The organism is Methylobacterium terrae, assembly GCF_003173755.1.
GTDB lineage: Bacteria > Pseudomonadota > Alphaproteobacteria > Rhizobiales > Beijerinckiaceae > Methylobacterium > Methylobacterium terrae.
Map to the genome: position 1 here is coordinate 687,658 of NZ_CP029553.1, position 15,635 is coordinate 703,292.

12 protein-coding genes are annotated in these 15,635 nt (G+C 72.1%); 3 read left to right on the forward strand and 9 right to left on the reverse strand.

Translation table 11 applies throughout. The features are described from left to right. Positions 1-906 precede the first annotated feature (906 nt). The 3 genes from DK419_RS03040 to repA form a co-directional block, all read right to left on the reverse strand. Positions 907-1,998: a replication protein RepA gene (locus DK419_RS03040; protein WP_425352629.1), complete on the reverse strand. Its 1,092-nt coding sequence runs from the start codon at positions 1,996-1,998 to the stop codon at positions 907-909. Positions 1,999-2,284: 286 nt separating this feature from the next. Beyond that, positions 2,285-3,316, reverse strand: coding sequence for a plasmid partitioning protein RepB (gene repB / locus DK419_RS03045; protein ID WP_109957787.1), 1,032 nt, complete (start codon positions 3,314-3,316; stop codon positions 2,285-2,287). Next, positions 3,313-4,533: a plasmid partitioning protein RepA gene (repA, locus tag DK419_RS03050; RefSeq protein ID WP_109957788.1), complete on the reverse strand. Its 1,221-nt coding sequence runs from the start codon at positions 4,531-4,533 to the stop codon at positions 3,313-3,315. The genes repB and repA overlap by 4 nt, the downstream gene beginning before the upstream one ends. 344 nt (positions 4,534-4,877) lie before the next feature. On the opposite strand from repA, the gene DK419_RS03055 reads away from it, so the two are divergent. Beyond that, on the forward strand, positions 4,878-5,498 hold the full coding sequence (locus DK419_RS03055) for a pyridoxamine 5'-phosphate oxidase family protein (protein ID WP_109957789.1): 621 nt from the start codon (positions 4,878-4,880) through the stop codon (positions 5,496-5,498). Positions 5,499-5,555: 57 nt separating this feature from the next. Here the strand turns inward: DK419_RS03055 and DK419_RS03060 are convergent, their stop codons facing one another. After that, positions 5,556-7,595 carry a methyl-accepting chemotaxis protein gene (locus tag DK419_RS03060; protein WP_109957790.1) on the reverse strand — a complete coding sequence of 680 codons (2,040 nt, stop codon included), beginning with the start codon at positions 7,593-7,595 and terminating at the stop codon, positions 5,556-5,558. Between the two features lie 356 nt (positions 7,596-7,951). Between DK419_RS03060 and DK419_RS03065 the strand changes: the two genes are divergently transcribed. After that, positions 7,952-8,929 (forward strand): C45 family autoproteolytic acyltransferase/hydrolase, encoded by a 978-nt coding sequence (locus DK419_RS03065; protein ID WP_109957791.1) that lies wholly within the window; start codon positions 7,952-7,954, stop codon positions 8,927-8,929. Positions 8,930-8,948: 19 nt separating this feature from the next. Here the strand turns inward: DK419_RS03065 and DK419_RS03070 are convergent, their stop codons facing one another. Further along, complete coding sequence (locus DK419_RS03070; protein ID WP_109957792.1) at positions 8,949-9,620, reverse strand: O-methyltransferase; 672 nt, start codon at positions 9,618-9,620, stop codon at positions 8,949-8,951. A 93-nt stretch (positions 9,621-9,713) separates the two neighbouring features. Between DK419_RS03070 and DK419_RS03075 the strand changes: the two genes are divergently transcribed. Beyond that, positions 9,714-10,349, forward strand: coding sequence for a TetR/AcrR family transcriptional regulator (locus DK419_RS03075; RefSeq protein ID WP_109957793.1), 636 nt, complete (start codon positions 9,714-9,716; stop codon positions 10,347-10,349). Between the two features lie 188 nt (positions 10,350-10,537). Here DK419_RS03075 and DK419_RS03080 read toward each other — a convergent pair whose 3' ends face one another. The 4 genes from DK419_RS03080 to DK419_RS03095 form a co-directional block, all read right to left on the reverse strand. Then, positions 10,538-12,403: an ABC transporter ATP-binding protein gene (locus DK419_RS03080; protein ID WP_109957794.1), complete on the reverse strand. Its 1,866-nt coding sequence runs from the start codon at positions 12,401-12,403 to the stop codon at positions 10,538-10,540. A gap of 337 nt (positions 12,404-12,740) precedes the next feature. After that, complete coding sequence (locus DK419_RS03085; protein ID WP_109957795.1) at positions 12,741-14,135, reverse strand: DUF2142 domain-containing protein; 1,395 nt, start codon at positions 14,133-14,135, stop codon at positions 12,741-12,743. Further along, complete coding sequence (locus tag DK419_RS03090; protein ID WP_162561130.1) at positions 14,132-14,857, reverse strand: TVP38/TMEM64 family protein; 726 nt, start codon at positions 14,855-14,857, stop codon at positions 14,132-14,134. Before DK419_RS03090 ends, DK419_RS03085 begins: the two co-directional genes overlap by 4 nt. Further along, positions 14,854-15,624 carry a glycosyltransferase family 2 protein gene (locus DK419_RS03095; RefSeq protein ID WP_109957796.1) on the reverse strand — a complete coding sequence of 257 codons (771 nt, stop codon included), beginning with the start codon at positions 15,622-15,624 and terminating at the stop codon, positions 14,854-14,856. Before DK419_RS03095 ends, DK419_RS03090 begins: the two co-directional genes overlap by 4 nt. Positions 15,625-15,635: the final 11 nt, after the last annotated feature.

Consider the following 15,635-nt stretch of genomic DNA (forward strand, 5'->3'; position numbering starts at 1 on the left):
GCCGGAGTCCTGGATGACCCAGCCGGAGTCGCGGCCTCACGGCGCCCGAGTCATCGCCCGACAAAGCCCAGATCAGCCGGAGTCGTTTCCACGGGGAAGAGTCGAGCCGGGGCTTGAGTGGGTGGAACCGACTCGCCTGTACGCCGGCTGATGATTCGCCGTCCCGATGCGGGACTCTCCCTCGACTCTGCGGTGTCGATCGGAGCGCAGCAATACTTTGCAGCGACTCGCCAGGCGTGCGACCCGGAGGGTTACCGAGGGGCTGACCGGTCGCGGCGGAGCGTAGGCAATTCGGCGTGGAGTCGTTCACGTCCCGTAGGCAGGTCTGCGTGGGTGCAAGTCGGGAAAAGACGTGGAATCGCAACGGGGAAGCGGGCGATTCGGGCTGTCGGGCCGGCCGTGGGGCGCGTAGGCGATTCAGCGTGGCCGGGCACGGTCGCGGTGGCGAGGGGGCGTAGGCAATTCGGCGTGCGGCGGCAGCGGTGGCGGGGCGCAATGAGCCCGCCGGACCGGACATTGGGATCGAGAGTCGATGGATGAATCACGGTCATGTCGGATCACGAGCTTCGATCGATCGGATGTTCCGGCGACATGAGCAGGATTTCTCGAGATCGCTCACGTCGATCGTCAGGCACGGACTTGCGTCGAACGCCCGTATGGCTTCCTCGAACGCGCATAGACCTTCCGCGTCATCCCAGGGCCACTCAGCGGAGCCCGGGATCCATGAGCGCTGACGATGCAGGACGGCGCGGCACGCCGATACCGGGGGCGATGCCCGGACATGAACAGAGAAAAGAAAATAATCCTATATACGGTCACGGCAAGCGTCGCGCCGTCGAGGCGCCGACGCCGCCTGCCTTCGCCCCGTGGCCCGACCCCCCTCCCCTCGTAGGGAAGTCGGCGGAATCAAGCCCTTGCCCGGGCTCGCTTATTCGCGAGGGCCGCCTTGGGGGGCACCAGCAGGTCCTTCGGATCGGAGGGGTGCAGCTGCATTCCCCCGTCGTCGAGGGTCAGGCGCAGGCGCGGAAACACCTCGGTGAGGTGCGCGACGTCCTTGCGGAATTCCTGGCGGAACGAGCGGATCGAGCCGTTCTCGCTGCCGAACTGCTTGTAGAGGTTGTCCCAGGTGAGCCGCAGCGGCCGCTCCAGCCGCGAGAGCCGGTAGCCGACCCAGAACAGGAGGTCGAGCTTGCGCGCCGAGCCGGCGAAGGCGCGGGCGGCGCGGATGTCGACCGGCAGGGCGTGCTGGATCAGGTTGTCGTAGAACTCGCGGTGGAAGGTGATGGTCGAGGACCACAGGAGGCCTTGATCCGGGTGGTTGTGCAGCGGCAGCCACACGTCCATCTGCCGGAACGGCGGCACGTTGAGGGTCGAGGCGCGGGTGCCGTCCCACAGGCCGATCTGCATCGAGCAGGCGGCGAGCCGGTTGAGCTGCTCCTTGAACTGCTTGAGCGTGCCGCGCTCGCCGCCGGTGACCGGGAAGCCCATGTCGCGGATGAAGCCCGACATGCTCTGCGCCACCTCGACCTTCGGGCTGCGCTGGCGTACCGCCTCGGTGCAGAGATGCAGCAGGAGGAGGCGCGCCTTCGGGCCGTAGGGCAGCCCCTGCATCTCCATCTCGCCGGTCGACGGGTTGATGAGCCGGCCGGCATTGATGGCGAGCGTGTTGCGGCCGTACTCGCGCGAGACGTTGGTGACGCCCTTCGGCTCGCGATACGGCAGGCCGCAGAGCGCCAGCACCGAGTGGATGTGCTGGATGTTCTCGGGCGCCGCCGGCTCGTTCTCGATCACCTCGCGGACCATGTCGCGGCGGCGCGCGTTGCGCGGCAGCCGGGCGCGCTCGGCCGCGGCCTCGGCCTTGAGCACCACCAGCTTCTCGCGCGCTTCCCGTTCGGCGTCGCGCTTGGCCTGGCTGGCGCGCACGAAGGCGAGCGTCGCCTTGTAGGCGACGCTGCCCCGCGCCTTCTCGACGATCTCGACGAGATCGGCGTCGCGCACGCCCTCGACGGGCTCCTGGCCTGCGAGCTCTTGACCTGCGGGCTCTTGGCCCGCGAGCTCTTGGCCTGGTCGCGGCGGGTTCGTCATCTCCACCAAAGGGGCTCCGCACGGGGATGCGGACCCATCGGGCACGCATCGTGACTCTGTTTGGCGGAGTCGTAACGCGCGAAACCCGAATCCGCAGAGTCGAGTCCGGTGGATTCCCGAAGCACAGAGCCAGATTCCTGTGAATCTGTGTGTCTAACCGGCGAGTCTTCGTCTCGCCGGTCGACGATGGAGCCGATCGTTAATCGGTCTCGTCGCGCGTCTTCGACTCGGCGAAGGCGGCGTAGAGCTGGGGAAGACTCTGGATCAGGTAGGCGGCGAAATCCGGCTCGAGCGTGTCGTCGATGGTGAGCTGGGTCCGCTTCGGGTCGCGCTCGATCCGCACCACCGGCCGGCCGCCGAGATTGGTCCAGACCGCCGGGGTCGGCGCCGGTTGCGGCGCTTTCGCCGTCAGCCCGCCGAGCAGCCGGGCGAAGCGGTCGTCGGACGACAATTCCGAGAAGTCCGGCGCCGCCAGGATGCGGGTCACCGCCTCCCCCGCACCCTCCCGGGCCAGCGCCTCGACGAGCGCGGTCCAGCGCGGCCGCCCGGCCTTGGGCGCCGGGCCGACCGCCGCCACGACCTGCGGCGGCACCGCCCGGCCGATGCCGATCAGGCGCGAGAGCTGGGTCTTCTCGACCGCGAGCGCCGCCATGATGGTGGCGCGGTCGAAGCCGCGATCCTCGAGCGCGATCGCGAACAGCGCCCGCTCGATGTAGCTCAGATCGGCCCGGGCCGAGTTTTCCTGGCCCTGCGCGACGACGAGGTCCTCGTCGGTGAGCGCCTTGACCACCGCCCGCACCGGCCGGCCGAGCTCGGCGGCCGCTCGCAGGCGGCGGTGGCCGTAGGCGACCTGGTAGCGGCCCTCCGTGCTCGGGTGCGGCCGCACCAGGATCGGCACCTGCTGGCCGCGCTCGCGGATCAGCTCGACGAAGGCAGCGTGCTCTTGCTGGTCGCCCGACAGGCGGTCCTTGACGAAGGAACCGTCGATCAGTCCCGGATCGAGTTCGACCACCCGGTCGCCGGAGGCAACCATGGCGCGGGCCTCGGCCGCCGCGCTGGCGATGCGCCCGAGGCTGCGCCCCATGGCACCGACGGCACCGGAGCGCACCAGCGGCCGCGGCGCCTCGGGCGGCGGTTCCACCGTCGCGCCCGGGTTGCCAGCTGGCAACTCCGGTGCCGGTTCGACGGAGCGGGCTCCGAGCGCCGCGCGGAGGGCGTCCTTGCGCTTCATGCCGCCACGCGTCCCCAGGCGCGGTGCATCAGGCCTTCGATCTCGCCGTTGACCCCGTCGAGGGCCTCGATCGCCCGGTCGTAGGTGGCGCGGGTGAAGCTCTCGCGCCCGATCTCGTAGAGCGTCTGCTTCGACAGGCCGGCATCCGACACGGCGGTGGATTTGAGCATCAGGTGCGTCAGCACCCGCTCGCGGAACAGCGAGCGCATGAAGCCGACCATCTGGGTCTGGGGGGCGTCGGAGGGCTCGTAGCGGGTCACGACGTAGCGCAGGAAATCGTAATCGAGGTCGGCTCCCGCCTCCTGCACCACCCCCAGCAGGTCGGAGGCCATCAGCAGGAACTGGCACATCGACATCACGTCGAGCATCTGCGGATGCACCGTCACCAGCATCGCGGTGGCGGCGCAGAGCGCGCCGAGCGTCAGGAAGCCGAGCTGCGGCGGGCAGTCGAGGATCATCACGTCGTAATCGTCGGCGACGCTGCCGAGCGCGGTGGCGATGCGGCCGAAGAACGGCTCGGCGTTGCGGTCGGCCAGCACCCGCGGGGTGTCGTGCTCGAACTCCATCAGCTCGAGGTTGCCGGGCACGAGGTCGAGACCCGGGAAGTAGGTCTTGCGCACCACCTCACTCAACGGCTTCTGCTCGTCGTCGTGACGGATCGCGGCGTAGAGGGTCTGGTTCGGGCCGACGTCGAATTCCGGCTGGTAGCCGTGGAGCGCCGTCAGCGAGGCCTGAGGGTCGAGGTCGACGGCGAGGACCCGGTAACCGCGCAGGGCCAGGTACTGGGCGAGGTGGGCCGCCGTGGTGGTCTTGCCCGATCCGCCCTTGAAGTTCACGACGGCCAGCACCTGGCAATGCTCATCGCCGGAGCGGTGCGGCACGTAGCGCTTGGCCTTCGGCCCGTCGTCGAGCAGCTGGCGCAGCTCGTTGATCTGAGCCAGCGTGTAGGAGCGCCGGCCGCCGGGGCCGATCTCCGGCTGCGGGCCCTTGCTGGCGAGCGAGAGCTGGCGCAGGTACCCGTCCGCCACCCCGATCAGCTTCGCCGCCTCGCCGGACGAGAACGAGCGCAGGAGCTTGTGCGAGGCCGGCGGGAAGAGCGTGCGCCGCAGCGCGTTGAGCTCGTTCGAGAGCGCCCCGCCATCCTCGGCGATGATCCGGGTGATCGAGGGGCGGTCGGAGGCTGCGGCTCGCGCCTGCTCCTGCGGCTGATCTGGCATTTACGGCTCTCGAGCGCGTCACGGAAAAAATCCGTAAGACGATGCCAGCGTGGCCATGGCGGGGCAAACGATTTTTTGGTTAACGGTCGTTAACCTGCGGCACCGCAACTCCGATCGCCCGATCGCACTGGCGGGGCGGGGACCGGCCACGCCCGACCGTGCCGTCCGGCGAGAGTTGCCCCGCGCGAGAGTTGCCAGACGGGAGTTGCCACATGGCAACCCCGCGACCGATCGCAGGCGGCTCCTCCGTGAGTTCCGCTCACGCGACGGTGCACACTTGTCGATGGCCAGCGCGGACCCGATCGCTTAACCCGAGAGCCATCCGGGTGGTTGGGGCTGAGACGATGGCGATCCTGAGGACCGAAGCGGAGCTGGAGCGAGTCTACGGCGCGTTCGGGGCCGTCGGCGAGGCCTCGACCGTGAAGGTCGCCGACCACGTCACCCCGCATTACCGGCGCTTCATCGAGGCGGCGCCCTTCGCCGCGCTCGCCACCTGCGGCCCGGAGGGGCTCGATTGCTCGCCCCGGGGCGACCGCCCGGGCTTCGTGCGCGTCGCCGATTCCCGCACGCTGCTCCTGCCCGACCGCCGCGGCAACAACCGGATCGACAGCCTGCGCAACGTCGTGCGCGATCCGCGGGTCGGTCTGATGTTCCTGATACCCGGCATCGGCAACGCGCTCCGGGTCAACGGCCGGGCGGTAATCGACGACGATCCGGACCTGTGCGCGTCCTTCGCCGTCGAGGGCAAGGCGCCGCGCACCGTGATGGTGATCGGGGTGACGGACGTCTACTTCCAGTGCGCCCGGGCGCTGATCCGCTCCGGCCTGTGGCGGGCCGACAGCCAGGTCGACCCGGGGACGCTGCCGACCCCCGGCCAGATCCTGGCCGAGCTCAGCGACGGCCGCGTCGGCGGCGAGACCTACGACAGGACCTGGGCCGAGCGGGCAAAGCAGACGATGTGGTGACCGGGGCGGGGCGGATCGCACGAAGGGGGAGGGCGCCTCCGGTCGCCGCCCCGCCGGTCAGGCGGCCTGGATGTCCTGCAGGAAGCCGTCGACCTTGCTCTTGACGGCCAGGGACTGGGCCGCGAGCTCCGCCGCCGCCGCGAGCACCTGCGAGGCGGCGCTGCCGGTCTCGCCCGACGACGTGAGGACCCGGGAGACGTTCTCCGACACGTCCCTCGTGCCCCGTGCCGCCTCGCTCGCGTTGCGGGCAATTTCGCCGGTCGCGGCGGTCTGCTCCGTGACCGTCGCGGCGATCGCCGCGCTGATCTCGTTCATGCCCGAGATGGTGCGGCTGATCTGCCGGATCGTCTCCGCCGCCTGGGTGGTGGCCGCCTGGATCGCGGTGATCTGGCCGCCGATCTCGTCGGTCGCCCGGCTGGTCTGGCTCGCGAGCTCCTTGACCTCGGCGGCGACGACCGCGAAGCCGCGGCCCGCATCGCCGGCCCGCGCCGCCTCGATGGTCGCGTTCAAGGCCAGCAGGTTCGTCTGCGCGGCGATCGACGAGATGGTGGTGACGGCAGCCCCGATCTGCTCGGCCGCGGCGCTCAGGCCCGCCATGGCGGTGCCGGTCGCCTCGGCCTCCTGCGCGGCATGGGACGCCACGTCGTTGGAGCGGAGCACCTGCCGCTCGATCTCCTGCAGCGAGGAGACCATCTCCTCGGCCGCCGCCGCCACCGTCTGGACGTTGACCGCCGTCTCTTCGGCCGCCGCGCTCGAGGCCAGCGCCTGGCCGTTGGTGCTGTCGGCGACCTGGGCCATCGCCCGGGCGGTGGCGTCGAGCTCCGTCGCCGCGGAGGAGACGATGTCGAGCGAGCCGGTGACGCCGTGCTGGAAGGTCCGGACGAGCCGATCGACCCGGTTCGCCCGCGCCGCGCGGCGCTGCTGCTCCCGCTCGCTCTCGCTCGTCAGGAGGTCCGCCCGATGGGCCTTGTCGCGGAACACCTCGAGCGCCTTGCTGATCTGCCCGACCTCGTCGGTGCGCTGCGTGTCGGTGATCGCGACGTCGTAGCGCCGGTCGATCAGGGCCTCGATGGTCCCGAGGCACCGCTCCAGCGGCGTCCGGATCAGGCGATGCGTCGTCGCGAACAGGACGCCGATCAGGACGACGAGGATGATGAGCCCGGCGGCCGCGGTCTCGGCGACGCGCAGGTAGATCGGATGCGTGAAGGCCGCGGCCGGAACGTCCATGACGAGTGCCCAGGTCGTGTTCATGCCGGGCTGCGTGAAGGGGTAGACCAGCCGGACCGCCCCGTCCGGGCCGCCCCGCAGGACGCGCGGCCGCAGGTCCTTCAGGGCGCCCTCGACCTCGGCGGCGCCGACGCCGTCATAGGCTTTCATCAGCCGGTCGGGCTGCGGCGGGACGATCCATTGTCCCGCATTCGACAGCATCATGACGCGCCCGCCGTCGAAGGGCCGCAGCGCCGCGAACGTCTCCGCGAGCCAGCTCAGCCGGATGTCGACGCCCGCGACGCCCACGATGTCGCCCTTGACCCTGAGCGGCGCGGAGATCGACGTGACGAGCTGCCCCTGGCTGGTCACGTAGGGCTCCACGAGCAGGCTCTTGCCGGAGGCGACCGGTCCGCCATACCAGCTCTGCTTGGGGTCGATCGGGAACGTCGCGAAGGCGAGCGTGCCATCGTCCTGCTTCGTCCAGTAGGGCGTGAAGATCCCGGCGGCGTTCTCGAAGCCGGTTCCGCTCAGGTACCGTTCCGCGCGCTTGTCCGTCGTGTCCGACATCCACGCGCCGAACAGGTTCGGATAGTGCTGGAGCAGGGATCGGGCCGCCGCGACGGCGTCGGCCTTCCGGACGGTGCCGCTGCCCATCAGCCCCGACATCGTGCTCGCCAGGGCGTTGCCGGCGGACACCGCATCGACCACCTGGATGGATGTCCGGGCCGTCGTGCTGGCGGCCTTCTCGGCCGCGAACTGCATGATCTCGTCGTGGGTCCGCTGCGCGGCCATCCACCCGGAGATGCCGACGAAACCGAGGAGGGTCGCGCCGATGGCGGAGCCGGCGATCACCATCAACTTGCTGGAGAGACCGTTCTTGATCGTCATCACCGAGGGCCCAGGGATTCGAACTGACTCGTGCGTGAACCGTCTTGGTAAAGGCGCGGTTAGTGTCCGGGTGGGCGTAGGGACATAACAGTGTGCTGCGGGAAGGGACCGGTCCGACGCAGCGGTCGGGAAGTCGTCCGCCCGCGGTCGTCAGTCTCGGGCCGGAGCGGCCGGGGTCGCGGGTCGCTGCCGGCACTGGGGCAACCGCCGACGAGGCGAGGAGGACGGCCGCGAACGCTGGGAGATCCCGGTGCCGGATCCTCCCGGTCACGGTTCCGATACGGTCGGCCGGAAGCGGGCCGGAACGGGGGGCGGACGCCGCCGGTCGCGTCGGCCGGAGCAGGAGGGAAGCGGGCATGGAGGCCACGACGGAGAAGACGTTCGTCGCCGAGCGCGAGGACCGCCCCGGCGCGGGGTGGCTCGCGCGCTTCCGCGGTGGCCGGGACGAGGCGGCGCGGTGGTATCTCGGGGACGGCACGGTCGCGCCGCCCTCGGCCGCCGCCTGCCGCGCCGCCCTCGCGCGCCACATGCCCGAGCTCGTCCCGGCCTACGACGAGGCCTGCGGGCTGGTCGGCGACGACGACCTCGCCCACCGGGTCCTCAGCCATTACCGCCCGGCGGCGCACCGTCAGGGATGCAGCCAGGCGGTCTGGCTCGGGGAGGACGGCCCGGCGCTGGTGCGCAACTACGACTATCCTCTCCCGGTCATCACCGGCCGCATCGAGCGGACCGCCTGGTCGGGGCGGCGCGTCATCGCGATGGGGCAGCGGCCCTGGGGCGGCTGCCTCGACGGGATGAACGACGACGGGCTGGTCGCCAGCTGCACGCTCGGCGGCATCGCCCGGCGGGGCGAGGGCTTCGCCATCATCCTGATGCTGCGCTACGTGCTGGAGACCTGCGGGTCGGTGGGGGAGGGGATCGCGGCGCTACGCCGCCTCCCGCCCTCGCAGATCCACAACGTCACGCTCCTCGACCGGACGGGCGCGCACGCCACGATCCTCATGGGACCCCGGCGCGAGCCGGCGGTGGTGCCGTGGCGGACCTGCACCAACCACCAGGAGCGGGCCTCGCCCGCCTCCCGCTCGGCGCTCCGCCAGCGCGTGCTCGACGAGGCCCTGGCCGCGCCCGGGGCGACGCTCGAGACCCTGACGGCCCGCTTCTTCGAACCGCCGCTCTACTCGCGCAAGGCCGCCTTCACCACGGCCTACACCGCACTCTACCGGCCGGCCGCGGGCCGGGTCGATTACCTCTGGCCCGGCCGGCGCTGGAGCCAGAGCTTCGACCGGTTCGAGGAGGGCGCCTACACCCACGATTACGGCGCGCTGGAGCCGTGACCGTCCGCGCGCCGGCCCTTCAGCCGAGGCGGACGGACAGTTCCACGTCGCCGCCGAACGGCACCGACAGGTAGCCGCGGCCCGGGTCGCGGATGCGGGCGAGGTAGTCGGGGCTGTACTCGGCATTGTCGGCGACCACGAGGGCGCCGGGCCGCAGGCGGCCCTCCACCCGGTCGAGGATCTCGGGGTAGAGCGCCTTGGCGCCGTCGAGGAGGAGGAGGTCGACCGTCTCCGGCAGGTCGCGCCCCAAGGTCTCGAGGGCGTCGCCCTCGCGGAACTCGACGAGGTCGGCGAGGCCCCCGGCCGCGAGATGGGCCTTCGCCCGCGCCACCTTCGACGGCTCGAACTCGCTGGTGATCAGCCGGCCGCCGCCATTGTCGCGTAGCGCCGCCGCCAGGTGCAGGGTCGAGAGGCCGAACGAGGTGCCGAACTCGACGACCGAGCGGGCGCGGGCGCCCCGCGCCAGCAGGTAGAGCAGCCGGCCGGTCTCCCGCGACACCGCCAGCGGCATGTCCTTCATCCGGCCGTAGAAGTCGCGGTAGTCGGCCCGGCTGCGGATCAGCCGATCGCGCTCGTCGGCCGACAGGTCGGCCACGACGGAGAACGGCGACGACGCCTCCGCGTCGAGGAAGAGACGGTCGAGAAGCGGCGCGACGGGCGCGCTGGTCAGCGAAGATGCAGCGTGAAGCATCGTCTTTTACTTTCGTGAACGTCCTGAGGACTGGACAAGACGGAAAATACGATCGATCGTTCGCGCCCGCTATTCGCATTCCCGGCCGCGCGCATGACCGTCCGCCCAAGTCCCCGTCTCGTAAGGCGAAAACAGCCCCGGCAGTCCCGCTCGACGAGCCTCGTCGCGGCGGTCCTGGAGGCGGCTGGTCAGGTTCTGGCGGAGGTCGGGCCTGCGCGCTTCACGGCCGCCCGGGTCGCCGAGCGGGCGGGGGTCAGCGTCGGCTCGCTCTACCAGTACTTCCCGAACAAGGCCGCGATCCTGTTCCAGCTCCAGAGCGACGAGTGGCGCGACACCACCGCCCTGTTGCGCGGGATCCTGCAGGATCCCGCGCCGTCGCCGCCGGAGCGGCTGCGCGCGATGGTCCACGCCTTCGTCCGCTCGGAATGCGAGGAGGCGGCGATGCGCGGAGCGCTCGGCGACGCCGCGCCGCTCTACCGCGACGCCCCGGAAGCCGAGGACTCGCGCGTCGCCGCCACGGACGCCATCCGGGCCTTCCTGCGGGAGGCCGTTCCCGATCTGGCCGAGGCGCGGTGCCGGATCGCCGGCGACCTGATCGCGATGACGCTCGGCGCGGTGGGGGAGGGGATCTCGGAGATGAGCGCGGACGATCCGGCGGTCGAGGCCTACGCGGACGGGCTCGCCGACATGCTCTGCGCCTACCTGGCGCGGCTCGCGGCGGGCGGGTGAGGATGGAGCGGTCGTCCGTCGGCCGGCCTGCCTCCGGTCTCCCGGCGCCTGGACTCAGCGTCGCTGACGGACCCCGCACCCTCCATCGTTCCGGGCTCCGCCGCGCGGCTCCGGAACGACGCGGAGGGAAGCGGTTCGGTCGAGGCTGATCGACGAGGCTGTCAGGCGAAGGGCAATCCCCCGCCGGCTCACGCCTGCCCCTGCTCCCCCGCCCGTGCCGCCTGCGGCAGCATCTGTTCTCCGGTCCGTGCCGCCTGCGGCAGCGTCTCTTCTCCGGTCCGTGCCGCCTGCGGCAGCGTCTCTTCTCCGGTTCGTGCTGCCTGCGGCAGCACCTGCTCCGGCGGGCCCGAGGCGACGATCCGGCCGCCCTCCAGCACGTGCACGGTGTCGGCCCCCGCGAGGCTGGTGAGGCGGTGGGCGATCATGATCAGCGTGCGGGTGCCGGAGAGCCCCTGCACCGCCCGCATCACCACGGTCTCGGTCTCGTCGTCGAGGGCGGAGGTCGCCTCGTCGAACACGATCACGTCGGGGTCGTGGTAGAGCGCCCGGGCGATGCCGATGCGCTGGCGCTGGCCGCCGGAGAGCCGCGCGCCGCGCTCGCCGACGCGGGTGGCGTAGGCCTCCGGCAGGGCGGCGACGAAATCGTGCGCGCCGGCAAGCCGCGCCGCCCGCTCCACCGCCGCGTCGTCGATCGCGTCGAGGCCGAAGGCGATGTTCTCCGCGATGGTGCCGTCGATCAGAAAGATGTCCTGCGGCACGTAGCCGATGCGGTTCTGCCAGGCCGGCAGGGTGGCGGGATCGAGGCCTGTGCCGTCGACCGCGATGCGGCCGCTCGTGGGCTGGAGAAAGCCGAGGATCAGCCCGATCAGGGTCGACTTGCCCGAGCCGGTGCGGCCGACGAGGCCGATCGTGGAATGGGCGGGAATCGTGAGGGTGACGTCCGTCAGCGCCGGGCGGCCGGGCTCGTAGTCGAACCCGACCCGCTCCAGGCGGATGGCGTCGCGGAACGGCAGGCGCTCGGGGCCGCGGCGGACGGGAGGGCGCTCGCCCTGGAGCCCGTCGACGACGAGCCGCACCGCCGGCAGGTAGAAGCGCAGCAGCGCCAGCGCGTTGAACACGTTCTGGAACGCCGGCAGCATCCGGTAGCCCGCGAAGGCGAACAGGCCGAGAAGCGGCAGGATGCCGGCGGTGTCGAGCCCCTGCGAGAGGGCGAACAGCACGACGACGATGACGCCGCCGAAGGCGAGCGCCTCGATGACGAAGCGCGGCAGCTGCCCGGTGAGCAGGCTCTCGGCGCTGGCCTGCGCGTAGGCGCGGGCCGGGGCCTCGAACCGGCTCGCGAAGCCTTGCGCCCGGCCGTAGAGCTTGAGTTCGGTCAGGCCGCCGAGCGTCTCGTGCACCACCCGAAAGCGGGCCTCGTTGCCGGCCACGGCGCGCGCGCCGATGCGGGCGAGGCGCGCCCGCACCAGAAGGAAGATGCCGACGTAGAGCCCGCCGAACCCGGCGCCGAGGATCAGCGCCAGACGCGGCGAGACGACGAGCAGGAACACGATCACGGCCGTGGCCGAGGTCGCCCGCGAGGCGATGACGGTGGCGGGCGTCAGCACCCCGACGACGAGGCGGTCGGTCTCGCTCAGGATCGTCTTGGCGAGCTCGGCGCTGTTGGCGGTCGTGAAGAACAGCCGCTCGCGGTCGATGGTGCGGAACAGGAGCCGGCGGGCGAAGCCGTAGCCGACGGCGTGGCTGAAGCGCAGCTGCGCGTAGGTCAGCCCGGCATTGACGCAGGAGGTGGTCAGGATGGCGACCAGCGCCGCCAGCCCGACGACGATCAGGAAGCTGCGGTCGTCGGAGAGACCGAGCCCGTCGCGGATCGCGCCGAGGGCCGGGATGCGGGCGGCCGCTCCCGGATCGCCGACCAGCGTCAGGAACGGCACCACCGAGGCGACGCCGACCACCTCGAGCAGGGCCGCGAGCGCGAGCCCCGCCCCGATCAGCCCGGCGCGGCGGCGCTCGCGCGGGGTCATGGCGCGCAGGAGGTCGATCAGGGCGCGCATGGCGGGCTCATGGGGGGAGGGGAGGGGGGCATGCGGTCCTGTGCGGGGGACGGGATGGCGCGGGCAATCTCCTCTCCCCGCGGGCGGGGAGAGGCCCGTGCTCCCGTTCAGGGAGCACGGCAAGCGGAGGCGAGAGCCGGAGCGAGGGTGAGGGTTTGGTGCCGGAGGAGTCTCCCGGAGATACCCCCTCACCCTCGGGTCGATCCTTTCGGGATCGATGCGCCGCCTCGCCGTGTCACCCGAACGGTGACACGGCCCTCTCCCCGCCCGCGGGGAGAGGGGGGCATGCTCACGACTCGGCCGGCCCCTGCCCGCGGCGGGACCGCCCGCTCCGCCGTCAGAACATCCGCGCGGTCGCGAGCGGCACCACCACGAGGTCGAGGGCCGCCACCGCGGTACCGACGACGAGGGCCCAGCGCAACCCGGTCGCCGGGGCGGGCCGCGGCGCGACGGCGAGGACGAGCATCGGGATCAGGGGCAGGAAGTAGCGCCCCTGCGGACCGTAGATCCGCACGTCGCCGACATCGGTCCAGGACAGGTACTGCGACAGGGCGACGAGCCAGGCGGTGAGGAGCGCCGCGGCACCGAGCAGCCCCAGATCGATCCAGCGCACCCGCACGGACCGCCCGCACAGGAGCGCGAGCCCGGCGAGGCCCAGGCCCCAGGCGGCGTAGATCGCGGCCGGCAGCATCCTGTCGATCCAGCCGAAGATGCCGATCGCCCCGGCGGCGAGGATCAGGGCCCGCTTGAGGCTGAAGAAGCACTGCGCCGGCAGGGTGAGGAGCAGGCCCGGATGCGCGAGGAGCACCTGCGCCTGCGCCCGCGTGTCGGTGCCGAGGAACTGCGCCGGGCGCGGGCCGGGCCAGAGCGGGCCGGCCTCGTAGGCGAGGCGCGGCACCGGCGTGGCGATCTGCGTCGTGGTGTAGAGGATCCAGGCGACGCCCGGCAGCACCGCCAGCACCGCGGTTCCGACCCGGCGCCAGACGACCGGGCTCGTCCAGAATCGCGGCGGCAGCGGCACCAGCAGCATCGCGGCGATCGCCGCGTAGGGCGGTTTCGCCAGCACCACCAGGGCGACGAGGACGGCGGCGAGGCGCCGGCGCCACGGGTCCTCGCCGGTGAGGAGCGCGGCGGCGAGCGCGCAGGCGGCGATCATCAGGGCGTCCTGGTTGAAGGACGCCGCGAGCGACAGGCCCATCGGCAGCACCAGCACCCCGAAGAGGAGCGCCCGGCCGCGGCGCGCCAGCGCCAGGGCCGCGAACCCGAGCGCGCCGTAGGCCGCCGCACCGGCGAGCCGCCCGAGGAGGGCCGATGCGGCGTGGCTCAGCCCGAGGGCCTGCCCGGCGCCGATCGCGAGGGCGGCCGGGACGTAGAAGCCCGGGAAGTAGGTGCCGATGGTGTAGAGCGGCAGGAAGGCCGGGCGGCCGAGCGCCGGCATCGGGTCCGGTATCGGATTCACGTGGGGCGCCGGCGGCCGGCCGCGGCTCAAGGCCTCCCAGGCCGGATCGACGGTGACGCCGGCGGCCGGGCGGGCGACGCCGTCGGAATAGGTCACGGTCTCGCGGTGGCCGACGACCTGGCCGTCGAGGAGCGCCACCGCCCGCAGGAGATGGGCGGATTCGTCCGCCACCTCGCCGAGCGGCACCAGGAAGGCCAGGATCAGGCAGAGCGGCAGGCCGAGCGCCGCGAAGGCGGCGAGCCAGGGCCGGGCCCCGTCGAGGCGGCCGATCACGGCCGCTCGCCCCGCAGCGCGCCCTCGGGGGCCAGCGTGTCAGGCGCCAGCGTTTCGCACGTCGAGGTTTTGGCGAGCCGCTTCAGCTTGCGCAGCAGCAGCACCGTCGCGCCCAGGCCCAGGACCAGGACGCCGCCGCGCAGCCACTCGGCCTCGCCGGCGAGCGCCGTGCGCCCGAGCGCCCCCAGCATCACGTAGGCGAGGAGCGCCGGCAGGACGGCGAGCGTGCCGATGAGGTAGTCGGCGAGGCGCACGCTGCTGAGGCTGAGCGCGTAGCTCGTCGGGGCGAAGGGCATCACCGGCGAGAGCCGCATCAGGCCGACGAGGCGCCAGCCCTCCGCCGCCACCGAGCGGTCGAGGGCCATCGCCCAGCGCCCGCCGGCGGGGAAACCGGGCCGGCGCCCGCGCAGCAGGGCGCGGCCGATCCAGAAGCTCAGGAGCGCGCCCGCCATCGTGCCGGCGGCGGCCGCGGCGAAGCCCGGGCCGATGCCGAGCAGCGTGCCGGCGGCGATGCCGAGCAGCGAGGCCGGGAGCACGCCGCTCGCCGCGATCAGCGCCTGGGCCGCGACCAGCAGGGCGGGGCCTGCGGCGCCCTGGCGCTCGCACAGGGCGGAGAGCCAGGCGATCACGTCCCCCGGGGTACCGGGCGCGACGAGGCCGAGCCCGAAGGGCAGGGCCGCGAGGAGCGCGAGGCCGGCGAGGATCGCGAGGCGGCGCGTCACGGCTGCACCCGCACGGCGCCCGCTTCGGGGGCGGAGAACAGCGGGTCGGTCCGCAGGCCCCAGCGGTGCAGCCGGTACGCGAGCGAGGTCCTCAGCACGCCGAGGCCGTAGACGACGCTGCGGCGGAAGTTGATCGAGGAGGCCTCGGGGAAGTAGCGGGTCGGGCAGGAGATCTCGCCGATGCGGTAACCGGCGTCCATCGCCTGGGCCAGCATCTGGTTGTCGAACACGAAATCGTCCGAGCAGCGGTCGAGGGCCAGGCCCTCCAGCACCGTGCGGCTCCAGGCGCGGTAGCCGCTGTGGTACTCCGACAGCTTCTGCCCCATCAGCAGGTTCTGCACGAAGGTGAGGCCGCGATTGGCGACGTACTTGTAGAGCGGCATGCCGCCGACGAGCGCGCCCTTGCCGAGGATGCGCGAGGCCAGCACCGCGTCGTACTCGCCCGAGACGATCATCGAGGCCATCGCGGTCACGAGGCGCGGCGCGTACTGGTAGTCGGGGTGGAGCATCACCACGATGTCGGCGCCGCGGGCGAGCGCCGTGCGGTAGCAGGTCTTCTGGTTGCCGCCGTAGCCGCAATTGCGGGCGTGCCGGATCGTCGTCAGGCCGAGCTCGTCCGCCACCGCCACGGTGTCGTCGCGGCTGGCATCGTCGACCAGGATGACGTCGTCGACGATGTCGAGCGGGATCTCGGCGTAGGTGCGCCGCAGGGTTGCCGCGGCGTTGTAGGCCGGCAGGACGACGGCGATCTTCTTCCCGTGCAGCATGGAGAATCCGA